This window comes from Buttiauxella sp. AC038 (genome assembly GCF_979253565.1).
This window is the reverse complement of the sequence record NZ_CEEDCQ010000001.1, coordinates 2541623-2567018: the sequence shown is the minus strand read 5'-3', so window position 1 is coordinate 2567018 and position 25396 is coordinate 2541623. Positions and strand designations below refer to the sequence as shown.

23 protein-coding genes are annotated in these 25396 nt (G+C 45.4%); 7 read left to right on the top strand and 16 right to left on the bottom strand.

The genetic code is table 11. The annotated features are described in order from the left end of the window. Positions 1-38: 38 nt before the first annotated feature. Entirely contained in the window at positions 39-740 is a 702-nt protein-coding gene (locus AC0IXI_RS12240) for a GNAT family N-acetyltransferase (RefSeq protein ID WP_471682485.1), read from the bottom strand. 138 nt (positions 741-878) lie between these two features. Beyond that, positions 879-2492, bottom strand: a complete 1614-nt coding sequence (locus AC0IXI_RS12235; RefSeq protein ID WP_471682484.1) for an ABC-F family ATP-binding cassette domain-containing protein — start codon at positions 2490-2492, stop codon at positions 879-881. Between the two features lie 206 nt (positions 2493-2698). On the opposite strand from AC0IXI_RS12235, the gene AC0IXI_RS12230 reads away from it, so the two are divergent. After that, the gene (locus AC0IXI_RS12230; protein WP_471682483.1) at positions 2699-3169 is read left to right on the top strand and encodes a GNAT family N-acetyltransferase; all 471 of its coding nucleotides are present in this window, start codon (positions 2699-2701) and stop codon (positions 3167-3169) included. Between the two features lie 118 nt (positions 3170-3287). Then, a complete protein-coding gene (locus AC0IXI_RS12225; RefSeq protein WP_134182637.1) occupies positions 3288-3650 on the top strand; it encodes a VOC family protein in 363 nt (120 codons plus the stop codon). A gap of 88 nt (positions 3651-3738) precedes the next feature. Here AC0IXI_RS12225 and arsC read toward each other — a convergent pair whose 3' ends face one another. The 3 genes from arsC to AC0IXI_RS12210 all read right to left on the bottom strand — a co-directional run bounded on the left by arsC (position 3739) and on the right by AC0IXI_RS12210 (position 5886). Continuing rightward, the gene (arsC, locus tag AC0IXI_RS12220) at positions 3739-4167 is read right to left on the bottom strand and encodes a glutaredoxin-dependent arsenate reductase (RefSeq protein ID WP_413498261.1); all 429 of its coding nucleotides are present in this window, start codon (positions 4165-4167) and stop codon (positions 3739-3741) included. Between the two features lie 62 nt (positions 4168-4229). Beyond that, positions 4230-5519 carry an arsenic transporter gene (locus AC0IXI_RS12215; RefSeq protein ID WP_471682482.1) on the bottom strand — a complete coding sequence of 430 codons (1290 nt, stop codon included), beginning with the start codon at positions 5517-5519 and terminating at the stop codon, positions 4230-4232. 46 nt (positions 5520-5565) lie between these two features. Then, complete coding sequence (locus AC0IXI_RS12210; RefSeq protein WP_134182631.1) at positions 5566-5886, bottom strand: metalloregulator ArsR/SmtB family transcription factor; 321 nt, start codon at positions 5884-5886, stop codon at positions 5566-5568. An 86-nt stretch (positions 5887-5972) separates the two neighbouring features. On the opposite strand from AC0IXI_RS12210, the gene arsH reads away from it, so the two are divergent. Next, positions 5973-6677: an arsenical resistance protein ArsH gene (arsH, locus tag AC0IXI_RS12205; protein ID WP_134182629.1), complete on the top strand. Its 705-nt coding sequence runs from the start codon at positions 5973-5975 to the stop codon at positions 6675-6677. Between the two features lie 340 nt (positions 6678-7017). Here arsH and AC0IXI_RS12200 read toward each other — a convergent pair whose 3' ends face one another. The 3 genes from AC0IXI_RS12200 to AC0IXI_RS12190 all read right to left on the bottom strand — a co-directional run bounded on the left by AC0IXI_RS12200 (position 7018) and on the right by AC0IXI_RS12190 (position 10160). Beyond that, entirely contained in the window at positions 7018-7245 is a 228-nt protein-coding gene (locus AC0IXI_RS12200; protein ID WP_064518918.1) for a hypothetical protein, read from the bottom strand. Positions 7246-7394: 149 nt separating this feature from the next. Then, positions 7395-9509: a response regulator gene (locus tag AC0IXI_RS12195; protein ID WP_424222060.1), complete on the bottom strand. Its 2115-nt coding sequence runs from the start codon at positions 9507-9509 to the stop codon at positions 7395-7397. A gap of 21 nt (positions 9510-9530) precedes the next feature. Further along, positions 9531-10160 carry a response regulator gene (locus AC0IXI_RS12190; protein ID WP_471682481.1) on the bottom strand — a complete coding sequence of 210 codons (630 nt, stop codon included), beginning with the start codon at positions 10158-10160 and terminating at the stop codon, positions 9531-9533. Between the two features lie 253 nt (positions 10161-10413). On the opposite strand from AC0IXI_RS12190, the gene AC0IXI_RS12185 reads away from it, so the two are divergent. Beyond that, complete coding sequence (locus AC0IXI_RS12185; protein ID WP_471682480.1) at positions 10414-11034, top strand: response regulator; 621 nt, start codon at positions 10414-10416, stop codon at positions 11032-11034. A gap of 10 nt (positions 11035-11044) precedes the next feature. On the opposite strand, the gene AC0IXI_RS12180 is transcribed toward AC0IXI_RS12185, so the two are convergent. From AC0IXI_RS12180 to AC0IXI_RS12145, 8 genes are all read right to left on the bottom strand, one after another. Then, positions 11045-14698, bottom strand: a complete 3654-nt coding sequence (locus AC0IXI_RS12180; RefSeq protein ID WP_471682479.1) for a response regulator — start codon at positions 14696-14698, stop codon at positions 11045-11047. 2 nt (positions 14699-14700) lie between these two features. After that, positions 14701-15807, bottom strand: a complete 1107-nt coding sequence (locus AC0IXI_RS12175) for a fimbrial protein (protein WP_471682478.1) — start codon at positions 15805-15807, stop codon at positions 14701-14703. Next, positions 15807-18278 carry a fimbria/pilus outer membrane usher protein gene (locus AC0IXI_RS12170; RefSeq protein ID WP_471682477.1) on the bottom strand — a complete coding sequence of 824 codons (2472 nt, stop codon included), beginning with the start codon at positions 18276-18278 and terminating at the stop codon, positions 15807-15809. Before AC0IXI_RS12170 ends, AC0IXI_RS12175 begins: the two co-directional genes overlap by 1 nt. Before the next feature lie 152 nt (positions 18279-18430). Beyond that, entirely contained in the window at positions 18431-19168 is a 738-nt protein-coding gene (locus AC0IXI_RS12165) for a fimbrial biogenesis chaperone (protein ID WP_471682476.1), read from the bottom strand. A gap of 82 nt (positions 19169-19250) precedes the next feature. Continuing rightward, positions 19251-19835: a fimbrial protein gene (locus AC0IXI_RS12160; protein WP_471682475.1), complete on the bottom strand. Its 585-nt coding sequence runs from the start codon at positions 19833-19835 to the stop codon at positions 19251-19253. A 181-nt stretch (positions 19836-20016) separates the two neighbouring features. Next, entirely contained in the window at positions 20017-20517 is a 501-nt protein-coding gene (locus tag AC0IXI_RS12155) for a helix-turn-helix transcriptional regulator (protein ID WP_471682474.1), read from the bottom strand. A gap of 496 nt (positions 20518-21013) precedes the next feature. Continuing rightward, positions 21014-21754 (bottom strand): MerR family transcriptional regulator, encoded by a 741-nt coding sequence (locus tag AC0IXI_RS12150; protein WP_471682473.1) that lies wholly within the window; start codon positions 21752-21754, stop codon positions 21014-21016. Between the two features lie 89 nt (positions 21755-21843). Then, on the bottom strand, positions 21844-23064 hold the full coding sequence (locus AC0IXI_RS12145) for a diguanylate phosphodiesterase (protein ID WP_471682472.1): 1221 nt from the start codon (positions 23062-23064) through the stop codon (positions 21844-21846). A gap of 346 nt (positions 23065-23410) precedes the next feature. Here AC0IXI_RS12145 and ycgZ point away from each other — a divergent pair, with 346 nt between their 5' ends. From ycgZ to AC0IXI_RS12130, 3 genes are all read left to right on the top strand, one after another. Further along, positions 23411-23650 (top strand): regulatory protein YcgZ, encoded by a 240-nt coding sequence (ycgZ, locus tag AC0IXI_RS12140; protein WP_064518920.1) that lies wholly within the window; start codon positions 23411-23413, stop codon positions 23648-23650. 169 nt (positions 23651-23819) lie between these two features. Next, complete coding sequence (locus tag AC0IXI_RS12135; RefSeq protein ID WP_064518923.1) at positions 23820-24143, top strand: hypothetical protein; 324 nt, start codon at positions 23820-23822, stop codon at positions 24141-24143. A gap of 37 nt (positions 24144-24180) precedes the next feature. Continuing rightward, positions 24181-24459 carry a biofilm development regulator YmgB/AriR family protein gene (locus AC0IXI_RS12130; RefSeq protein ID WP_471682471.1) on the top strand — a complete coding sequence of 93 codons (279 nt, stop codon included), beginning with the start codon at positions 24181-24183 and terminating at the stop codon, positions 24457-24459. The last annotated feature ends 937 nt before the right edge of the window (positions 24460-25396 follow it).

Sequence of the window (25396 nt, the reverse complement as noted above, 5' to 3'; positions counted from 1 at the left end):
GCCGCACCAGCGACCATATTGCATCAGTATTGAAAACGTTATGAGTGACTTCGGAAACTTGCAAGTTTGCGCTTTTGCTCTCCGCTGGCTGTGAAATTGCCCGGCGAAAGCCAGCCTGAAAGTGAGCTTTCCACTGTTGGCCATTCAATATCGATAATGGATAACCAGTCCGTGTCACGGTTGCGTTGTTTGCGTGTCATGGCCTGACGGAAGCGTCCTTCAAACTTGAAACCCACTCTGTCTGCAGCATTTCTGGAAGCCAGATTAAGCGAGTCACAACGCCATGCCACGCGGCGATAGCCCAGAGAAAATGCATTTTTCAGCAACAAAAATATGGCTTCTGTGCCCATGGCGGTTCGTTGCATCTTGGGTGACCAAGTGACATGTCCTATTTCTATCGCACCGTTAACAACATCAATATTGCTAAAGCAGACGACACCAACCGGAAGACCACTGTTTATGTCCACCACGGCCCATGCAACCAGCCCGGGATCGTTAATTTTATTCTCAACCCAAAGCTGCATTTGCTGTAAGCAGGTAGGCTGCTCAGCGCCAAGCCAGGTCCAGTCTCTATCATCAGGCGCCTGTGAGAAGGCTTCGAGAAGATCACCGCAATGCCAGGTTTCAAGAGTTAAAAGATTACAGTGATGGCCACTGAGCTGAGCTCGGGCTGGAAAGGGTGCAGGTTGCCAGTCGGGAAGCGGGAAACCCACAGGCTGACCATATTTATTCATATTCAACGATCATTCACCTTCTGCTTTGCAAAATTGCGCGATAGTCATTGTGGTAACGACAAAGAGCCTATTAAAAACATGATGATCGAATCAAGCGTCACACGCTAGATTTCATGCTGATAACCGTTTACTACCCTTAAAACGTTAACACGCCTCAAGTTGCCAGCTACCGTCGGTGATAGATAAGCGTTCCGTTAAGTTCAGGTTCTTCAGGAACGTCTCATCGTGCGAAACAACCACCAATGCCCCTTGATAAGACCGCAGCATTGTCTCCAGTGCCTGAATAGAAGGCAAATCCAGATGGTTGCTGGGTTCATCGAGCAGCAATAGTTGTGGCACGGGGTCAGCGTACAACACGCACGCCAGCGCTGCTTTCAGTCGTTCACCACCACTCAGGCATCCGTTGGGAATCTGAATTTTGTGAGCATCCAGGCCCAACTGCGCAAGCCGCATGCGCAAATCAGCCTCACTGGCATTGCGGTTGGCTTCACGTATCTGGTCCAGAACTGAACGTTGCGGATCAAGATTGTCGAGATGTTGATTAAGTAGGGTATGACCATGTGGGATACGGAAAGCACCGCTCGATGGCTGAAGTTTGCCTGATAGCACGTTTAATAGTGTCGATTTTCCGCAGCCGTTACGCCCAACGATACCGATGCGTTGCTGGGCGTATATCGACAGGTTCAATGATGAAGAAAAGGCTGGCACGAAGGGCAGTTGTATCTGATTGAGTTCAACAACCAGCCGACGCGAAGGAGGGTTAACAGCAAGCGAATGCACAACAATTTCAGCATTATCTTCAACGCGTGTTGCCGCTTCATGCACGCGTTGATCAAGTAATTCCTGAGCGGCGAGATGGAGCTGATTTAATTTCCCGGCCGATGTTTCACTACGCTGCTTTTGCCCGCCCAGCAAAATTTTGGCCTGATTGGCTTCTCGCCCCTGGCGATGACCACGTGATTGCCGCTTCTCAAAGCGTTCCTTCTGATCCTGAAGGTTCTTTTGTTCGCGCTGACGTTCACGTTTTCGCTGTTCCAGCAACTGAAGTGCGCTTTGTGTTTCTTGCGCTTTTTGCTGAGCGTAAAACGAATAATTGCCGCCATAATTGTTCAAACCGATGGATGACAGCTCAACAATCCGCTGCATCGATTCCAGCAACTCTCGATCATGGCTTACCACCAGTAGCCCGGCGGGCCAGCGTTGTAGCTGAGCAATCAATGCAAGACGGTTTGCTCTATCAAGGTGGTTGCTGGGCTCATCGAGAATCAAAAAATCGGCCTGTGAAAGCAAGGCCCCTATGAGTGATACGCGCATGGCTTCGCCGCCACTTAACTGGCTGACAGGTGTTGATGGCGCAACATGCCCCAGTTCGCACCGCTCTAACTCAATGTCCAAACGCTGGCGTATATCCCACTGCTGGCCGACCAATTCAAAATCTGCCATTGAGACACTACCCATTTCGATGCGCTCAAGTGCGCCAATAATGGAGTGAACTCCTGCGAGTTCTGCAACGGTCATTTCTGCCTGATAGTGGGTTTGCTGAGCCAGATAATACGCAACGCCGGAACAGTTACATCTGCCCGATGAAGGAGGGATTATCCCTGCCAGAATTTGGGTGAGAACGCTTTTACCCACACCGTTTCGCCCAACAAGCCCTGTATGGCGTGAGTCGAAAGATTCATTGAGTTGTGAGAACAGCGGAGTGCCGTCAGGTAATACAAAAGATACGCTTTCAAGCGTAATGAATGAATTCGTCATGTAACTACTCCATAGATGCCACAAACTGGCCCGATAAGCCGGGACAAGTAAATCGGCCGTCAGACAGACGGCAGCATCAATGGCGCATTGGACGAATACCTCTAAAGAAGAAATGAATATGGACATTTTAAATAGGGTATGAAAAAAGTAAAGGTTCAGGTGAAGAACGTGATTTAAGTAAATTCGCGCAAATGGGGAGGGAAGCGATGAAAGTTAGATTGGCAACGCCTGCAGAGGCAGAAGAGTGCTGGAACATCAGAAATCAAGCTATACGCCATGGATGCCAGAATAGCTACAGCGCTGCAGTAATTGCAGCATGGACACCTGAAGATATGCCTGAAAATTACAGAGTGGTTATCGAGACCAATCCATTTTTCGTCGTTGACGGGCAAGACAATCGACCCGTTGCAACAGGTTATCTCGATCTTTCCGAGGGGAGTGTTGAGGCTATTTTTACCTCGCCCGATTATATCGGCAAAGGGTTTGCCGGAATTATTCTGGAAGTGATTAAAGAAGAAGGGCGTAAACGTGGCTTTAAACAATTAACATTGTCCTCGACGCCTAACGCGCAATCTTTCTATGAAAAACATGGCTTTATTCTATTACGAGAAAACCTCTATTCTTCTGTTCTTGCTCAGGCAAACCTGCGCTGTATGGACATGTCCATTGAGCTGTAGCCCAATCAATTTTCTCCCTCTCGACTATCCTGACTGATGAGCGTAATGGCTCGTCTTTTCCTCAAAATCGGTCTTGAACTGTTCTGCTTTTTGCAATGTTTAGTCAGGAGAAAGTTTTATGAATGCAGAAATTAAGGGTGGTATTGATATCGCGATTAAAGTGCCGTCACACCAATACCAGCAGACGCTTGATTTTTATCGTAATGCCATCGGACTTAAGGAAATCACGGATAAATCACCTGCTACCGGATTTGAATTTGGCCCGAACCGTTTGTGGATTGATGAAGCACCAGGTTTGAGCCAGGCTGAGGTCTGGCTTGAAATGTTCACACCCGATTTTAAGTCAGCTGAAACACATATGGAGAAGCGTGGAGTTGTCAGATGTGATGCTGTCGAGCCTTTGCCCGAGGGGTTTAAAGGAGGATGGGTCATGAGTCCCTGCAATATTGTACATATGCTTCGCGAACCGGAAGCATGGTGAACCTTGGAATTCTATTGCCGCACAAACGCAGCAGATAGCCGCTGCAAGATTTAAACCCTGCAGCGGCTAATAGTTCATTTATTGTTCTCTATTTATCGATCTTCTTACCTTGCTCATCAACAACCTGCTCACCATCCTCTTTGCTGAATGCGCCACGTTGCCCATCAGCCAAGATATCCAGAACTATCTCTGAAGGCCGACATAGCCGGGTACCCAATGGTGTGACAACAATTGGCCGGTTAATCAGGATTGGGTGCTGCAACATGAAAGCAATCAACTGGTCGTCACTGAATGTGTTGTTTGCCAAACCTAAATGTTCGTAAGGTTCGACATTCTTACGTAATAAAGCACGGACAGAGATCCCCATATCGGTGATTAACTTTCTCAGTTCATCACGGGCTGGCGGCGTTTCCAGATAAAGAATAACTGTGGGTTCAGTACCACTATTGCGAATTAATTCCAATGTGTTGCGGGACGTTCCACACGCGGGATTATGATAAATAGTTACATTGCTCATCATGATGATCTCTCGTTGAGGCCCATAAAATATTTCTTCCAGGGCCGTACTTTAAACAACAGTTATTGTGCTACTGACAACCGCAGGGCTAATGCCGCAAGCGTGACGAACAACACCGGAATAGTCATGACAATGCCTACTCGGAAGTAATATCCCCAGGTAATCGTTATATTTTTCTGCGACAAAACATGCAGCCATAACAATGTCGCCAGACTGCCAATAGGGGTGATTTTCGGCCCCAGATCACTACCTATAACATTGGCATAAATCATCGCTTCTTTGATAACACCCGAGGCTACGCTGCCATCAATTGACAGGGCCCCAATCAGAACAGTTGGCATATTGTTCATAACTGATGACAGGAAGGCTGCCAGGAACCCTGTTCCTAATGTCGACACCCACAATCCTTGCTCTGCAAGTTGATTGAGTAGGGCGGAAAGGTAGTGAGTCAGTCCCGCATTGCGCAAACCGTAGACCACCAGGTACATTCCCAGTGAGAAAATCACAATTTGCCAGGGCGCACCACGCAGTACTTTGCCGGTATTAATGGTATGACCAATCTTTGCCACACCAAGCAGAATCAGTGCACCAACGGCGGCGACCAGACTGACTGGTACACCGAGTGGTTCCAGGCCAAAGAACCCAACTAGTAGCAAGAGAAGGACCAACCAACCGGCTTTAAAAGTACTGGCATCCCGGATTGCCTCTTTCGGCTCTTTTAACAGGGATACATCGTAAACGGCGGGGATGTCCTTACGGAAAAACAGGTGCAACATAATCAGTGTTGTTGCAATGGCGACAAGGTTAACCGGCACCATTACGGCTGCGTATTGCGTGAATCCAAGGTTAAAGAAATCCGCCGAAACGATATTCACCAGGTTCGAGACAATCAGCGGCAGACTGGCCGTATCAGCGATAAACCCTGCAGCCATGACAAAGGCTAACGTAGCCCCCCGGCTGAAACCCAGCGCCAGCAGCATCGCAATAACAATCGGAGTCAGGATAAGTGCGGCACCATCATTGGCAAACAGTGCAGCTACCATGGCACCCAGCAAAACAATCCAGGTAAAAAGCAGTCGGCCCCGGCCATTGCCCCAGCGTGCAACATGCAATGCGGCCCATTCAAAGAAACCAGACTCATCCAGCAGTAGGCTGATGATTATCACCGCGATAAAGGTGGCAGTCGCATTCCAGACTATTTGCCACACTATCGGGATATCCCCAAGGTGAACGACGCCTGTTAGTAATGCCAGACCAGCGCCCAGCATGGCGCTCCAGCCAATCCCAAGACCTTTGGGTTGCCAGATGACCAAAACAAGAGTGAGCAAAAAAATCGCACTCGCCACTAACATTTCAGACTCCATTCATATTTGATTAAGTGAATGTGTTTCTTCGTTATCAACATGAGGATAATGAAGCCGCACTGAGTTTTTTCTGGATGTTATCTCGCTCACTATTCCATGCCGATTCAATAATAGTCGCAGCCCAGGCTGGCATGTGTGGTGACAGGCGATAATGCACCCATTTTCCTTCACGGCGATCGGCGACCAGCTCCGCTTCGCGTAAAAGCGCCATGTGGCGGGATATTTTGGGTTGGGATTCTGCTGTTACTGCGCAGATATCACAGACACACAGCTCACCGGACTCCCGGAGTAGCATCACAATGGTCGAACGGGTTTCATCGGCAAGCAGTTTAAAAAGCTGAACAGGCTGTAGCATGTTGAACCTCGCTATGAATTTATGATACATATGTTAAATCATATATGTTGGCTTTTGAAGCTTAATTTTTAAGATGGAGAAATTTCATGATGCGTTTATCAGCAATCGAACGGGAATGTTTTGATGATGAAATTGCCAGCAAACTGCAAGACGACACCCAAACGATGCCGCGTATTCTGATCCTCTACGGCTCAGTTCGGCAGCGGTCGTACAGCCGGTTTGCAGCCGAAGAAGCAGGGCGTTTACTTAGCGAAATGGGGGCCGAGGTGAAAATCTTTAATCCTTCCGGCCTGCCTTTACCTGATGATGCACCGGAAACCCATCCGAAAGTGCTCGAATTACGGGAACTGGTCAGGTGGTGTGATGGAATGGTGTGGAGTTCTCCGGAAAGACACGGAGCTATGAGTTCAGTGATGAAGGCCCAGATTGACTGGATACCATTGAGCGAAGGCGCTGTTCGTCCGTCACAAGGGAAAACGCTGGCCGTAATGCAGGTTAGCGGCGGTTCGCAGTCATTCAATACGGTAAATCAGATGCGAATACTTGGCCGTTGGATGCGAATGTTCACCATTCCAAATCAGTCATCGGTACCGAAGGCGTGGCAAGAATTTGATGATGAAGGACGTATGAAACCCTCAGCCTGGTATGACCGGATTGTGGATGTCGCAGAAGAACTATTCAAAATAACGTTAATCCTGAAAGGACATACTGCGTATCTGGCCGACCGCTATAGCGAAAGGAAAGAAAGCCATCAGGAGTTGTCCACTAGGGTTAACCAGGAAAAAATCTGAGCACCTTCAAATACTGAAACAAATCGTGGTGGTCAGTCGAACGATGAGATGGCCAGAGTAATTGTATCAGCGCTGGAGAAAGAACTTTCAGAGGCTATCAGCAACCAGGGCAATCAGGTTGATTAATCACTAGATTCTGTCTTAGATGACCTTGGTGCGCATAATGTATATTATGTTAAATTGAATGTCAGGATACAAACTCGATACCATCTCAGAACTCATCAGACTAACTCACCTCACCTTTTACCAGATTCGCATGCCAAGACCCATGGTGGACAGCCTGCAAAAAAACGGAACTGAAGTAGCTGACTTGCAGCCGTCCACAGTTCCGTATTGCGTGCTAAAACACTTTTGATGAGTAATCGGATTTTACTTCGCTTTCTATATAAGTATTCAGGCCCCATCCAGCTCGAGCCAACTCTTTCATCTTTTCCAAATGTTCAGGTCCTGGATGGCGAAGATCGTAGAGATAGACGTGATTATTTTTAAAACGGACTTTGATCGAGTTGGTATCAATCTGGAAACTGACAACTTGTGAATCACCGCTTTTGTTCGCGTAATTTTCCATATTGCATCCTGTTAGCTAAGCCTAAACTCGGGCGAAGCTATCTATTAACCACGTTCCGCGTTTTTATACAGGGTCATAGCTCACGATTTGGTTAGTTAAGGATCAATGCGTCACCCTAATTTATATGCAGCAGCCATGCTGCTAATAGCCTAGACGTCATATACCTTTAGTGCCGTTTCGAGAATATTGATTGCCTCCTGCAATTTTTCAATAGCTGCGTCGATGTTTTTTTGAGAATGGCAGGCTATCTCCAATTGCTCACAGCTATTAGTTAGGACATGTGCATTAAGCATCTTCCCTACCCCTTTAATTCGGTGGGCTATTTGTGATATTTCTGCGATATGGCCCTTTTGTAGCGCTTTCTTGATCTTATCTAGATCTTCTCGATTTTCTTTTATTATGCCTCTGCTTAATTGCATCGCCATCATGGGATCACCACCGGTAATAGTTTCAATGCCAGAGATATCATCAAACATCGGATTTGATAATAACGTGTCCCAATTGTTCAAGCGTCTGCGTAAATGCTCAAGTGTTACGGGCTTGAACAAGCAATCATCCATACCCGCCTCTTTACACCGTACAATTTCCTCATGTTGAGCGTTGGCCGTAATACCGAAGATCAAGCATCTTTTAGTACCCTGTTCGTTTTTACGAATCTGCTGCGTAAGTTCGTAGCCATTCATCACGGGCATATTACAGTCGGTAAGTACGAGGTCGTAATCACGTTGCTGCCATAGTATTAATCCCTTTTCCCCATCTTCTGCCAGCCAAACTTGATGCCCGAGATATGCCAGTTGCTTATCAAGTAACATGCGGTTTGCTGGATGGTCATCGACGACGAGCACCTTGAGAGAGTTAGTATATAAAAAGGATGATGGGTTCTCTGATGCTGCGGGTTCAGGTGCTTGCACAGTAACCACTGGTACACAAAGATTAACCTCAACCTGAGTTCCCATTCCCGGCTGACTTTTGAGCGTTATCTCTCCCCTCATCATTTGGACAATATCTTTGCAGATAGCTAACCCTAGCCCAGAACCGCCACGGGTCACACCGCTGCCTTCAGATAACTGGCTGAATGACTTGAATAATCTATGCTGTTCATCATTCGCAATCCCGATACCTGTATCTTTGACGCGAACATTAATCAGCACCTGTTCGTTGTCCGCAAGGCGTGTCGACAAGTTGACTTTAATACCGCCGGTATCGGTAAATTTCACCGCATTGCTGATTAAGTTATTGAGAATTTGGCGAAAACGAAATGGGTCCATGAAAACATCGTCATTAACGTGATTATCGGCCTCAAGTTCAAGCGTGATTTCTTTTTCACGCGCCAGGCCATTGAAAACATGAATAACTCCCTCAGTAAGTTTCTGAGGATTACAACGCTGTGGAGTCAAAGTTAGTTGGCCAGACTCAATCTTAGCAAGGTCCAGCACATCGCCTAACAGAGCAAGTAATGACGTTGCAGAATTATGGGCGACTACGATCGATTCACGATCCCAAATCCCCTTTTCACTTTGATGTAAAGCCAGCTCTAACATACCGATGACGGCACTTATTGGCGTACGTATCTCGTGGCTCATCGTAGCCAGGAAAGTACTTTTTGCCTTACTTGCTCCATCAGCATGTTCACGTGCTTGCTCTGCGATTAATTTAGCCTGCCTCACTTCGAGCAACAAACGTGAGCGCTCAGTAACGTCAGTCCATCCTCCAATCATACCGGCAATGTTGCCTTGACCATCCCGATAGGGAATGAGCCAAACTTCGGCCTCCATGGTTTGGTCTTTCATTTTTAGTTGTAAGTCGCCGAACAGCGTTTGTTCGCTGTCTAAAGCATCAATATACCTTGCCTGGAAAGCCTCACCCTCCTCTGATGAAAACCAGCCCAGTTCGGTTATTTTTTTGCCAACCAACGCTTTAAGATCAGTATCCGTCTTCAGACAAAAACTGCGATTTGCAGTTACTAACCGACCTTCCCGATCACGAATGTAAATGGGATGAGGAATATTGTCGAAAAACGTCTGTTGAAAATTAACTTGTTGCTGCAGAGTTCGTTCTGCCAATTTACGGCGATATATTTGTCGCCAGAGAAAGGCATTCCACAAAATGACACAAAGTAGAAGTACTGCAGATAACCATACCCAATATTCCCATGGCCAATCTGCAATACTCAAAAGAACACTTCGCTCAGATAAAGAGGCATTGGCATTGATGGGGATTACACCGACTAATAAAACAAAATATGCCTTCTGTGTGTTATTCATTACACTATCCATGGCATTGAGCTAAAGATTCGCAGCATTTCTGCGGGCAAATTCGATAAGATCAACTAACGATCGTGCATTTAATTTAATCATCAGTCTGGTTTTATAGGTGCTAACCGTTTTATTACTGATCAACATCATCTCGGCAATATCGATATTGCTTAATCCATCAGCAAGATATTTCAAGACACTCAACTCTCGGTCTGAAAGCGACTGCACCAATGGCAACTCATCTAATGCCCCATCGTCTTTGCGCATGGATACTGTGGTTAAATCAGGGAAATATCTGAACCCAGAAAGTACCGCGCGAATGGCGCTGACCAACTCGTCTAAATTATTACTTTTACAAACAAATCCAGCAGCACCGGCTAACATACAGCGGTTGGCATAGACGGCAGGATTCAGGGAAGTAAGAACAACTATCTTTATCTTGCTATCCTGGTTTCGTAAACGCTCAATAACTTCCAACCCGTTAAGTTTAGGTATGCCAATATCCAGAACCACAATATCAGGATAGCTTGATCGCGCTAAACTCAGGGCATCAATGCCATTGTCAGTTTCTGCAACCACTGTCATCCCCTGTCGTTCAAGCAGTAATTTTGCAGCGAAGCGTATCATCGGATGATCATCAACTATCAACACATTACTCACTCTTACACCTCTCTAAGTCCAGCGCGCATTGATAATCTTTTATAATTATAGACATGAACTTGGACCTAACGCATCGTTGTCAACAAGGTTTCTCATCACGTCTAAAGCATCAGAATAATCCTACATCTAACGAGACAAGACTGACATATTGACAATGACTACGCTGTCATACTCTGCGAAACACTACTCATAGTGTGGATTATTTCTGTAGTCCAACCTGCTTTCAGGAAGGCTTCCAGATTGAGGAACTGTGATGTGTAACATTCTAATTGTAGATGACCACCCCATTATCCGGCTCGCTATGCATATGCTGCTGGAAAAAGAGAAGTATGAAATCGTCGGGGAAGCCAGTAATGGTGTTACTGCTATCGATTTGGCGCGTAAGTTAAAGCCCGATATTATTGTTCTCGATATTGGTTTACCCGGCCTTGATGGCTTTGAAGTCATTGAACGCCTGCAGTTATCCGACAACAAAGCAAAAATTATTGTTCTTACTGGATTGAGTGCAGAGATTTATGTTGGGCGTTGCATCCGCGCTGGTGTAGCAGGTTTTGTCAGTAAGGATAATAACTTAACTAATTTAGTGGGTGCGATTAAAGCTGTTCAAATGGGCTTTAGCTGTTTCCCTACAACCGAATCTGCAAGCATGATGAATTATGCTACTCCGGTTAATGACCATGAGTTAATTGAATTACTCTCAAACAGAGAGGTTACGGTTTTGCGTTATCTTGCTCGCGGTGTAACGAATAAAGAAATTGCTCGCGATTTACTTATTAGTAGCAAGACGGTCAGTACTTATAAAATGCGCTTGATGCAAAAATTGAATGCCAAAAATATTATCGAGCTGTCTGAGTTTGTTGCGCGTAACTTTTGACTTTTCATGATTACGCCATTTGAATTAATGAATTTAGATAGCAGGTAATTTCCAACTCAAGTTTTTCAGTTGCCCTAACGAGTTCTTCAACTGAATTATTTATAATTCTCTCATCATCTTCATCTCTGACCAAAGTCTCCAACTGTTGGCATAATGTTGCCACTTGCTGCGCGCCTATAATGCGTGCAGCCCCTTTCATTTTATGAATGTGCTGACAAAGTTGTGATGTGTCAGCCATTGGATATTGCGCGCATAAAGCTTCCAGATCCTGTCGATTTTCATGGATGTAGCTTTCAAGAAAACGCTGGGTATTAGCATGGTCCCCGGCAGTAAATTGTTGGATTACACCTGGGTCAAAAACGTTTTGATGCGGATGAAATACAGCAGTAGTGCTTACTCGTGCTTCCAGGCGTGCGTCTAGTTCTTCAAGGCCAATAGGTTTGAAGAGGCAATCATCCATGCCGGCTTGTTTGCAACGTTCGATTTCTTCTGTTTGCGTGTTGGCCGTATAACCAAAGATTTTGCAATGTACTTTCCCTTTTCGATTTTCATCCTGACGGATACGTTTCACCAGTTCATAACCGTTCATGCGCGGCATATTACAGTCGGTAATCAACAAGTCGTAGTAGTTTTTACACCATAATTCATAGGCTTCTACGCCATCACAGGCGATATCAACGTGATGGCCGAGATAGCTCAATTGCTGACTAAGTAACAGCCTGTTGGTTTGGTGATCATCAACAATAAGCACCTTTAATGCCACTAATGACTTCCTGGCGGAAAGTACTTTTTTGGCCGACTGGACAGGCTGCGGGTTGGTAGCCAGCCGTGGTAACAGCAACTTAGCGACCACGGTAGTTCCTTTGCCAGGCGCGCTCAACAGCGAGATATCACCGGACATCATCTGCGCAAGCTTCAGGCTAATGGCTAAACCTAAACCGGTACCACCACGAGAAGACTGGCCTGCATCATGTGCCTGCGAGAATGACTGAAACAGACGGCGTTGCGCTTCCTGGGAAATACCAATGCCGCTGTCAACAACTCGCACTATTAAGGCTAGCTCGCCGGCACGGCTGCTTTCGCAGTCTAACTGGACATGGACACTACCGTGGTCAGTAAACTTAATCGCGTTACTGACTAAATTACTCAAAATTTGCTTTAAGCGCAGAGGGTCCACCATCACCTCAGTATCCGTTTCAGGGCTTATCGTAAGAACAAGATCTAGTCCCTTATCTTTCGCCAGACCGTCAAACACTCTGACAACGCTCCTGGCAATCATCGCGGGGTTTGCGGGTTCAGGACCAAGTTCAAAGCGCCCGGATTCAACTTTAGCGATATCTAAAATATCGCCCAGCAGTTCAAGTAAGGATTTGGCTGACTCGTAAGCGACCGCAATAGGTTCCCTTTCCCACTCCCCTTCCTCTCCCCGCCGTAGTGCCAGCTCGAGCATGCCGATAACCGCACTAATTGGTGTGCGAATTTCATGGCTCATTGTGGCAAGAAAAATACTTTTAGCCTGGTTCGCGCGGTCGGCCTGTTCTTTAGCTGTGCGCAGTTCCAGCAATAGACGATTACGTTCACTCATGTCGACCCATCCCCCAATCATGCCAATCATCTTTCCCTGAGAATCATGGTATGGCACAAGCCATTTATAGACATCCAGGGTTTTGCCTCGTATTACCAGCTGTTGGTCGGAAAGTGTCGGGCGGGCATTCGCCACGGCATTCAGGTATTGGCGCTGATAAATTTTTGCATTTTCAGCAGATAACCAATCCCCTTCAGTAATGTACTTACCGTAAATATCCTCACGGGAAATACCCAAAACATCACACAAACTACGGTTACAGCTGATCATCTTCCCTTCGCAATCACGCACATAAACCGGCAGCGGGATGCCATCCAACAGGGCGCGTTTAAATGCCAGTCGGTCATTCAATGCCCGTTCCGCTGCCTGCCGGCCCGCAATTTTGATGCGTAGATTCCAGTTCCAAAGAAGTGTGATTAAAATCAATATGATACTGGCTGCAATCATCCATATGATATGCGTCCGATGTGTTTCCCACAGCGTGCTTTCGGCTTCTTCTGATAGATACCATCGGTTGGCAATAGCAGAAATTTCGTCCGGGGAAATACCCAATAAGCTCTTATCCAGAATACTGAGTAGCTCAGGCTGGTCTGCCCGCACACCGAAGGCAAATCGACCGGGGTCGCGACCAAGCGACGTGACAATACGTAACTCTCGCGGGTAACGGTGAGAAATTAAATAATTGGCAGAGATAAGCGTATTCACGCTCGCTGCAACCTTACCTGTGGCAACCAGCTTCATCCTTTGTTCAGGGCTATCCTCTTCCACTATCTGAATATCCGGATAGCGCGAACGCAATAAATCAATGAACGGCAGCTCTTTTGAAACCGCCAAACGCTGCCCTTTTAAATCGGCAACTTCATGTATTTTTAGGTTATCGCTGCCCGCGACCACTACAAAAGAGCTACTAAGATAAGGGCGCGTGAGGGCAATGCTATTGCCGGGATCCATGCTGTTCACCAGTGAAGCTGCAGCATCGCCTTTATTCTGATCCAGATACCTGGCCGATTGGCTCATGGAAGGCGATTTGACGATATCAAACGTCAAACCGGTGCGTTTTTGTATCAGCAGAAGTAAGTCAGGCAACATTCCTTTGAGCTGCTCACCGTCAAAATAGCTAAACGGCGCAAACGAGGTATCAACCAGTAAGCGTGGGTGAGGATGCATTTTCATCCACTTGCTTTCTTGCACAGTGAGCACCAGATGTTGGTCATCCAATGAGATGGGGGCGCCGCCACTCCAGCGGTGAAGGATATTCGCTGTTTCGCCTGACGGAATAGCCGACAGAACGCTATCGAAAATTTGCCTGAGTGGCGCATTGCGTGGGTGGAGTACAAAGCTAAAACCTTGCCCATCAAATTTGGGGAAATTGCTCACCCGCAAACGCGAAAGACTTCCCTGATTGATCAGATAATTGGTCGTGAACGCATCGCCGAGGAACACATCAGATTGTTCGAACGCAACGGACTCCAGCGCACGCCTGACAGACGCAAAAGTACTAACGATGGCATGGGGGTAATGTTCATTCAGTTCAGCAGTCGCGACATAGTCCTCTGTCAATGCCAGGCGGCGTTGTTGCATTTCCGTGCTGACGCTTCGCTGGTCATCCAGGCGGGTGACCAGAACCGGTTGGTTTTTGAGATAGGGATGCGTGCTCAGTAACTCCGGAACAGCAGATTCGCGGCCACTCCAGCGCCCCATCACATCAATATCCCCGCGTTTTAAAGCCGTGATAGCTTGCTCACGTGAGGGATAGACAAATACCTGCACTTCTGTTTTCAACGCATTGCGCAAGATCCACAAATAATCAGCTGTTATCCCTTCATACTCTTTTTGGCTGGCGGTGATATCAACGGGCGGGTAATCCGGCACCGCCGTACCGAAGCGAATAACCTTCTTAGTACGCAGCCATTGCCACTGCTCAGCAGAGAGCTGGAAGTTCAGCCCGGATGCGGTTGAACGACCAAGAAGTTTGAGTTGAGAAGCTGGTTGGGTGGAAGAAGGAATCGTAGACTCAGCAAATGCGTTGAGGGGCAACCACATAAATAGCCACAACATCCAAACCAGACGCACACTCATGATTACTGATAGCTCATCGTAAAGGTTGCCACCCCATTTGCTGTTCCACCCACAATGGGAACAGATCCAGATCCAATTCTTACGTAGGTAGCTGAAAATGGAATCGCTACGTTTGCTCCAGTGGTAGTGACCACCATGAACTGATTCGGATTACCAGCAACAGCGCTGTCCGGGCCGAAACTCACCGGTTGCATTGTTGTCTGGTTAATTATGCGGATACCGACCCTCCTTGCCTGCTGCCCGTCGTTGGTTAGCGAAAGAGCGTTGCTGGTATTCGCGGGATTATTGTTGTCGGTGAAAGTCATATTGACCTTCAAGCCCGATGAACAAGAGTCCAGATTTATAGTGAATGCAGAATTAACCAATGAACTACCCGTGGTTGAAATTGCATTACTATTCACTGTACCTAAAGACACCGAAATATTCTTTGAGTTAGTGCTGACCGAACAGGTTTTTGAAGTGAAACCAACGCTTCCGTTAACCATAAGATTGACTGGAATTATGCTACTGCTTCCTGGAATATCGTTTTTATCAACTATCCTAATCTCTCCTACCTTACCCAGACTTGAAAGGGTTCCAGTCTGGATAGTTTCAGTTGTGGAAACCAGTCTGGCACCAAAACTGCTGTTCCAAAAGCTGGTACTTCCTGTGACAATGTCTGTCCAATCTGATCTTAGTGCTGTACCTGGTCTGTCCTGGTCGCGACCTACAAAAATGATACCCACACCAGGAACGTTGGTTTTATATATCTGATAACCATCAATCGTGTTGCCTGTTGTGGGAAGTAATATTCTGCCTTGCATTGTGAACGTAGCGTAAGTACAGCCAGTATAAATTAATGTATATGTCGCAGGACCATATATCCAGTCTGTCAAATATCGATTGCCCGGACTACCCACAGTAGTAATTGAACCTGGTGTCAGACTTACAGTGAGTGAAGGTGTTACTGGGTTAGAAGTGCACGTCAACCCGGCAAATACCGGTAATGAATGCATTAATGCAGAGCACGTTAATAGTATGAAAGATAATTTCCGTACTAATTTAATTATTTGCATAACAATCTCTCTAATTTCTTTCCGGCGAAAGTTGATACCATTTGGAAAATTCATTAACGGCACACTGCCTCGAAGTTAGCCATCCCTTTGCTTTGTATATCCTGCGCTGATAAATGATATTCAATAGCGCATATGCTATTGCTCTTATTTCCGAGACTAATAAATAACTTTCCGCTCTCTTCGCTTACGCGGGCAAAAATACGTCCCCCTTGACCAACAGCACCCACTTCCTGACCAGATGCATCGAATACGCTGGCACCGAAAGGCAATGGACTGCCATCCTGGCGGTGGCTCTTAATCAGCACGGCATGTCCACTGACCGTGTCGAATTTCACCAGCATCACAGCCCCGCTTCTCGGTATCACTTCCTGGCTGGTATTTTTAAGTTCCACATCGTCTGACAGGCCAATTGGGTCAAGTGAAACTTCATTACGGCGATAGGCAGTTAGATAAGGCACCACGGCCTGGCCGCTGCCATCTAGCTCAACGTTTTGGGCATTTAGTACCTGCGCGCCTTTGGCACCAGGCGCGCTGATAATTCCGATGGTATCGCCGAGGCTTTGACCAAAAGTGACACCTTCAGGATGGGCCACCACTGAACCACTAATCCCCGCAGATATTTGGTGATAATCAGCACTTTTACTCAGTGAACCATTAAGCGTGCCGAATGACGTCCGGTACTGCGCATTGCTGCTAAGCGATTTACTGCTGCTTTGTGCATCGCCGCGATCGTACGAAGCGCTAATCCCGTAACTCAGACGTTGATCTTCACCAACCGTGGAGTTAAAGGAGGTTTGCAGATTACTATTGCCATCACTACCCTGGCTGGCGCTTGTCGTCAGATAACTACGGGTTCCAAAAGGCAACGAGAAGCTGACCATCACGCGGTTGTCGTCTTTTCCGTACGGATCCTGGGTACGAGCCACACTGATATTGGTATTTCCCCAACTCCAGCTACGCGTATAGCCGGCCTGTAACTGAGTGTCGTAACCACTGTCATTCCAGTAATCCTGACGCGAACCACTGATATACACATAATCGCTGTCGGTCAGGCGCTGGTTAATGATGACTTCGCTGCGAGTACGCAAACGGCGAATGTTATTTGCCGTCTCGTCACCCTGCGCTTTCACCTGGTCTGTCGCAGACAACGCATCACTCAGGCCAAAATAGCCATCAGTAGAGTATCGATAAGCGCCAAGTGTCACGTCAGTTCCAACATCTGTCAGGATCTTGTTGTAACTAATACGTACAGATTGGCCTGAGAATTTCTCTTTCCCTAAATCAGTACTTGCCTGCGTCACATCCAGGCCAACAGCTCCCCAACGCGTCCCCAGAACCACCCCTATAAGCGCAGCTTTATAATCTTCAAAGCCGGTTACCCCACCATAAACAGTCATGATGTTGGTTAACCCGCGCTGCCAGGTCGCTTGTACAAGATGAGGATCGCTATTGTATTGAAGATTACGTACCAAACCTGCACTGGCGGTAAAACGAGAAACACCGGGGCGCAAAGAACGCGCTACCGATGAAAACGGCACCACAAAGTGCTTTTCTTCACCATTAGCCTCGGTAACCGTCACATCCAGGTCGCCGTTGTTAGTTCCTGGGTTAAGATCGGAAATTTCAAAATTACCGGGTGATACTGTTGTTTCATAAATGACGTAGCCGCGCTGGCGCACGGTAACACGGGCGTTGGTGGTCGCTATTCCACGAACGACCGGAGCATAGTTCGCCAGTGAATCCGGTAACATACGATTATCTGAGGCAATACGACCACCGCGTATGGAAACAGAATCAAAGAGATCGCCATCACTAAACGTATCTCCCAGCGTTAACTGGGCACGTAATGCGTCGATGTCTCGTTGAACATAAGTGCTGATAGCTTCAACCTGACTACCGTTTTCATCATCCCAGTTAACGGTTGAGCGTTGACGTAAGCGCCAGGCACCAAGATTGAGCCCCATATTAACACCGGCATATATATTTTGGCTCGATTGGCCATTACGGCTGTTTTGATAACCGTTTACCGTATAGTCGATAAACCCTGCCGTGACGCCATTATTCCAACGTTCAGGCCCGACATATCCACGCGGGTTATTGCGCATATAAATTTGTGGAATACTCAGCATCAAACTTTGATCGCCGGTATTCACTTCATAGCTAGCGTTAGGGATTTTGGAAAAGTCCACGCACACGCCACCGTCGCTAACGCCTACAGCAGCCGGGAGTTTGTCGGTATTCACGCCAAAACTATCAAGTAATGCTGCGCTGAAACATGGAGTTGCCCGACCCGGGCGGTCAGCCTCATTAAATTTAATATCGAACTGACCGAATGAAAGTGTATTAACAGTCACATCCAGTGTTTGTACACCTGCCTCAATTGGGTTGCCTGCCGCATAACGTGTTAAGTCAATTGCACGAGCACCATGCCCCCACAGCATAGATTTATCGAAATTAGCAATGAGCAACTCATCCCCGGAGTCCGCAAAAACTGGAGAGAATATATGGCAGAGACTCGCTGCCATCGTCACTGCAATCTTTAAAGGACTGAGCTGAAGGTCAGGGCAAATACGACAATATCTTTTCGACATACTGATAGACTTGTTCATAGATAACTCTTGCTCATTACACATCAAGGCGAAAATTTTCCCAGAGTCCATTGAGAAAAATATTATTATTAGTTTTTCAATGGTGATTCCCAGGCTGTGACTGCGCCATAATCATTAATTGTTGCATACTTAATTTTGACCCCTGGTGAGGCGCTGGTATTGATTTTAAAATGCTGATGTTGCTTAGGTGCAATCAACCCATTATTAATATTTAAGGAAATACTTTTATTTTCTATCTGCACGCTATTTAAAGAAACGAAATAGCTCCCTGGGTTATAACAATCCAGATCCATCTGATTACCATTACGCACCATACGCCATTCCAATTGGCCAGCCATTTTATCTACATCATCGTTCAAACCTACCGGGCGGTAGAAGATTTTTAATCGCGTGCGAAAGGCTATTTTTAATTTATTTTTACCATCATCTACTGTTGGGGGTAGTTCAAGAATATTAAGCCAGAATATAGACTCTTTATCCTGTGGCAGTATTTTATCACCGGCAAAGCGAATGCGTAATGTTTGCCCTTTTTGACTGTCAATACGAGCAATAGGCGGTGTAAGAATAAATGGAGAACTGGCAACATCTGGCGTTGCTTTAGGGTCGCCATTATCAATCCAGGATTGAATTAATGATGGTGAATTGCCATCGTTATTCAGCTTCACGGTCACTTCACGGGCATCTGCCGGGTAAATAACACGGGTTCCTGTCACAACAACAGATGCCTGTGTTGTAAAAGGAACTAATAAGATACTGGAAAGTAGTAAGGTGTGTAGCATACCTTTACCGTGCCGTAGAATAGTCATGTTTCTTTTACCTCTGTTACTACATGGTACTTATTTAAAAACGGTGAACCATTTACATGATTCACCGTGTAGCTATGTTCGATTATGGATATACGATGGAGTAAGTTACGCTTGAAGTGACCAAGCCTGCAGTTACAGCGGCAGTTGTGGAGTAATATTTCGCCAGGAAATCCATAGTCGTTGTTGGAGTTGCAGCCGAAATAGTTGAATAACCTGTACCTGCAGCTGGAACCTTGCCCAGCATCAGCGGCGTTGTTTCGTCAGAAGCACGATAAATAGCGATATCCACGTTTTGTGCACCGCTAACCGCAGTATTTTTCAAACGGCCGTTAGCGTTAACGTTTGCACCTTGTTCAAAGTAAACTGCCACATTCTTAGCAGTAGCAAGTTCACCAGAATCACTACTACAGTCACTTAGTGAAATAGAGAAGGGTTTTGCACCAGCAGTTTTATCTGGGGCAGCACCGAATGCGTTCACACCAACAGTAGGCAGAATCACAGTAGCATCACCACCAGTCCCGCCAGCAGAAACAGTACAAGTTACATCAGTAACCTCACCATTAAAGGTAATAGTACCGTCCGATGCCATTGCTTGCTGACCAAACGCTATAGCCATTACAACTACAGCAAACGCAATATTTAATTTTTTCATATTCACATCATCCATAAACACATCATCGATTAAATAAACCTTATAACCTTCATTTTACCCCTGTTTAAAAGGGTCGTTGAAGGATGTCTTACTATGGCGTGTTGAGTAAAATAAATATGTAAGCAGAGATACCTTTGCTGTAGGAAAATTCCTGCATTTACGTTGCTGGATTTTGTATGGGAATGAAGGCTGCGATCTAATACACGACGCGCGATTGATTACCTACACATAAATAGTTGATATAAACAGACGGTAACAGACCAATGTTGGCCCGTTTTTTTAAGCCTATTTTACGTGTTACAATTGCTAAATGTGCGTAAACAGTTTTTTCTGATATCCCCATAGAGTCACTAAGGGAGCGAATACCTACCCCTTTTGTAATATTAAAAAGCACAAAACGTTCACGATCAGTTAGTTTTGGTATTTTATTTTGCTGTAGTGCATTAAAAGGATTGTGTTTATTAATGCAACTGAGTAGTTCTTCAACGTTAAAATGATAGGGAAGAGAGTAAACACCCAAAACAGAGACTAGCGGTGAGTTTCTTGACTCATTAACTATAATAATAGGGATTCCCAAATCTCTGATATTTAGAAGATGATTAAAACTATGGGAAAACATATCCATCGGCATGACGAACACATCTTCTGCATTGGGTTCGTATTGTAAAAAAAACAGATTCGATTCATTTTCATTCAACGTGACGCATTTGCATTTACATCTTTCATGAATCAAGGCGCTTAAGCCAAGGCAGAGGTAATTATTATTTGTCAGTATGTAAATATTCAATTTCAAAGCCTCAAATCAATCAATTGCTGCAATAAATTGCTACTTGCCGCTTGATTTAAAATAGATGTAGGTATTTTCAGTAAGCTTAATTGAAAATCAATGTTCTGACTGTCGGTCAATTCGATTTATTTGTAGGAATATTCTTTCAGCTGAAGAAGCTTGAGTAAATATATGAGGATTTAGAAACACACGTGTTTTTAGTTCATGATGCGGATTAGGATGAGTTAACTATTTTGGGTTAAAAACAATCAATATAAATATGAGTTAATTACCATCAGAGTTTTGAGCTCGGATCTTATTCAACATAAGGCCAGGGTCATTGCGACTCAAAACAACATCATGGGCATACTGCCCATGGGCAAATCATTGCGATGTTGTTGTTTGTTGCCATCAACTCAGGCTCTGGTTACTGACCTGAATGAAACTTAATGGCAAACCCTTGTTTCTGCCAGTGTTCCAGTTGTTCCTGTTGACGCAAAGTTAGTACCTTCCCTGTCCAGACAAAAATATGCTGGCCTGGAAATAACTCCGGTCGAGGTGACTCAAGAGGATCAGCCAGCACATCAGGACGCCAGCCATGTTGTGAAAGACGCCAGGCCTCGAGCCAAAGACGGATTCTATCCTCGCTTTCCCAGCCTACCAGTAATGTGTCTTTACCTTCTTTGTTTCGAGAGTCAGCGAGGCGCTGGATTACATACTCAATCAGCAACCCATCAAGAAGGCTAATCATTGCCCTTGCGGTATTTTTATCAAGGCCAAGACACTGACGTACCGGGATAAAAACATGGTCTATGAGGGTATCAACAGCAAATACTTGACCTAAATCTGCAATTTTTGTGCGGAGTTTTGCGGGTTGTACAAGGCGTAGTACAGTCATCACTTCTTCCTGCTGTGACCGCCATGCTTCATGGTCATGAGTCGTCGTCTGACTCGCTTCCAGCAATGCTTTCACCTTCCCTACGGACACACCACTTTTTATCAGGCGTTTAATCTCTTCAATGCGCAGGATATCTTCGTCATCAAACTGCCGATGCCCGCCTTCACTGCGTTGCGGCTTGAATAATCCATAACGGCGTTGCCACGCACGCAGCGTGACAGGGTTGATTGCGCATCGTTCGGCAACTTCACCGATACTGTATAAGGTCATTAATCCCTCGTTGTGAGCTTAAAACGTCCATGTCGAAACTAACGACTCCGTGCTGGTTGTACAACCTTTTTTACATTGTACAACCTGAATTAGAGATCTGCTTTCCTTTCAGGCCAGGCTACGGCTGATATGCCACTTAGTTGGGCACGGGCAAACAAGTTGCCCTGGAAATGCGAGATTCCGGCTGACTCCAGCCACATCCACTCCTCTGCCTTCTCCACTCCAACCGCCGAAATGGATATCTCAAGCGATGCGCAGCATTTGATAATGGCCTGGATAATTGCCTGCCGTGGGCCACTTTTATGAACATCCTTAATCAGCGCTCGGTTAATTTTAATTCTGTCTGGCTGAAACTGTGACAGCAACAGAAGCCCACCAAATCCGGCGCCAAAGTGGTCTATCGCAACACTTATCCCTGCCGCTTTCAGTTGCCTGATTCCATCGGTGAACTCATCGATGCGCGATATCACCTCGCTTTCAGTAAACTCTACGGTTACCTGCTCTGGAACAAGTCCATTTGTCTGAATCTCTCTTAACAAGAATTCAACCGCATCAGGAATCATCACAAGCGTCATGGGTAACAAATTAACGGAAATAGACTGCTCGCCAAGTTTGAGTGAACTCGCCATCGCAAAGGCGACTTTCTTGCTATTCAGGTCCGTTTCGTAGAGTGCCTTACCGCTTAAGCCAGCAAAATAGGTGGCGGTTGAATCCCCGCCAGGAGTGCGCAGCAAAGCTTCAGTGGACAAGATTTTCTGAGCAAACGGGTCAACCATAGGCTGGAAAGCGAAACTACAATCTGCTGTGTTATCAGCGATAACTGCTTCGATATGAACCCCTTTTTTATCAGGTATAAACACCCAGGAATCCGCAGGTGGAATTTCAAAATAGTTTTCTTTTTCAGTGGCTTCAACAAATGTCCGCAAAAACTTAAGCGCACGGTCGTTGTAAAATAGCTGGTACTTCGAGGTCCCTTTATCCAGCACAGCTTGTAGCACTTCATCCCTGTCGTACTCTCTTAAATCAAAGAGTTCCATTCCCGTCTTTCCAAATCGTCGCGCGGGAGCGTAATCACAAAGCAACTCAACAATGTTGTAGTGGCGCTTATCCTGGCAAATATGTTGGTAAATGCTTAAAACGGTCTCTTCCGGGCCTTCAATCATCTGAAAGAAATGCGTGCCGTTGAACAGCAGTATGCCAGTCACGTCGGCCTGGTCATTTTTAACATTTGCAGCAGCAACCATATCCGTAACCGAGTGAAACGGTACGTTTTTACAGATATGGCTGCGGTAAATGATGGTAGTAAGCATGCTGTGTCCAATAGAAAACTGTTTAGGCATTTACAGTAGCAGATGACCTGCCAAACCACCCATTTAAAATACATTAAAATTAATAACTTATTAACAATAATTGAACATGTGTACGCCTGAATTCGCAGGTTTTTGGCCATGCCTGAGGCCATGAAATTCTGAACCTATACATCAAACGTTGCAGACTCAAACTACTTATCACGCTAACTAGTTGAAATTAAATGTATAGCATTTAATGCTTAAGCTTTTAAGAAAAATCCTTACACTTTTTTATGTACAAGTTTTTAATCATTGTATAACTTTATTTGTACATTTATTTGATACTGCATGTTTACAGGAGTGACTGATGCAACAGAACAACTACGTACCCGATACAGCTAACGCTATCACCCGATATTTCTCCAAAGCAGCCCTGCCTTCCCAGCAGGAAACTCTGGGACAAATCGTCGTGGAGATCCTGAGCGACGGACGCAGTTTGAACCGCAAAGCAATCTGTACAAAATTGTTACGTCGGGTTGAAGAAGCATCAGGTCCTGAAGAAGAGAGTCACTACCACACTTTGATTGGCCTGCTTTTTGACCGTTAAGTTCAAACGGCCTTATAGCGCAAATTACTGGCTTTTTAGATTAACACTTGCGGGAGCATTATTTCGGGCAATATAGAAAGCTTGGCAACCTTCAGCTGACCTCCTGAGTGAGGGCTGATTTCAAGCCACATTTCGGTAACGAAACAAGGTGGCAAGAAGAGACGCAGTTATGAGCAGAAGTAAAAGAGAGCAACTGATCGATCAACTGATTGGAGAAGCAGTTTTATCAATCCTTTACGATAACGGGCCAATCAGTACCCGGTCGCTGATTGAGAGACTGCAAACAATGGAAGCGTCAGAAAGAGATGCACAGAGGCGAAATCTGATAGCGGATGTGATTACCGATATCAGTCACCAACGCCTGGGCATTTCGCGACGTAATTCGCTTCCGAGTCAACAGCAGTGGGACATGGAGAGCCCGATAAAACAAAAAAACAAGGCATATCCGTTATTCGACGATAGCCCTGATCCTGGCAGCAGTAAAAAACACTGACTGCCCTACACACTCAACTTACTCATGGTGAAAGTAAATGACCCAGATGACGCTTCATAAATCAGAAATTTATGCCACCCTGCCAAACACAGCTTTGACCGCATATTTTCGTAACGCTGGCGACATGCTGGCTGATGAGGCCGTATTACTCGGAGCGGTAATACGCAGCATTCTTGCTACTGATGGACATTTAACTAATAAAGCCATAATTCAACGTTTGATTGAGGCTATCGAATCCACTGATGATGTCGTCACCATCGACATCATGCGTAAAACCCTTGAGATTGTCGTTGACCATACTTTTGATGATATTTAATCGTGAAGCCATAGTATCAATTTTACATCTCTTGAATGGTCGGCTTCAGAAAATAGAGAAGTACGCTGTCATCCCTGCTCCGGGATGACAGCAAATCTTGCGGTATTCGGATAAGATTTTCCGCTCGGGGAATCGATTTACTGCAGAATCTCCAGTCAACACCACAGTGTTAACACACCGCTGACTCTAAAATTAACCCCCTCTTTTAATCAATACGTAATAAAGTCAATTTGATGAATCACCAGAAATGTGTGATAGGTTGGTATCAGCCCTCTTGCTACTGTTATTTTTCCGACACAACGTTAATGCTATGGGTGTTGTTGGTTTTGATTCGAATAAATAATATATTTAATTAGCACGCTATTTTAATAGCGTTGTTGATTTATGAAAATGACAGCATAAATACCTTGTCGACATAAAACCAGAACGTAAAGAAATGAAAATATCTCCTACCATGATAAATGATGCGATTTTTTATCATTTGGTTATTCTGGGAGAAATGCTAAACGTCTAAAGCATGGGCGTGTAATTTAATAATGATATTTATCAATTTAGTAAGTTGGTATTTCGTACCTAGCTCAGCAGGAAAAAGCTTGATAACCACCACTCTCTCATTAAGAAAGTCACGTATTGTGATTACTGCCCGACAGAATTGTTTCAAATTTTATTTTTCTCATTAAAAAGTATGAGAGAAGTAACACAAAGAAAAAACCATAGTTATGAATATAACAAAAGTGTCATATAGGGTAAAAACCTCAGCCATATACACGATTCATCAATATTTAAAACCCTTCGCCTTGAATGCACCTGCAAATTCAAACGGCCGAGGCTGCCTGTAACTTACTTAAATTTATTTTTACGAACGAGGAAATAAACTTATTCAGCTAACTATTTTCGCAGGGAGAATAACTCTTATAAGGTATCCAATACTTTAAAT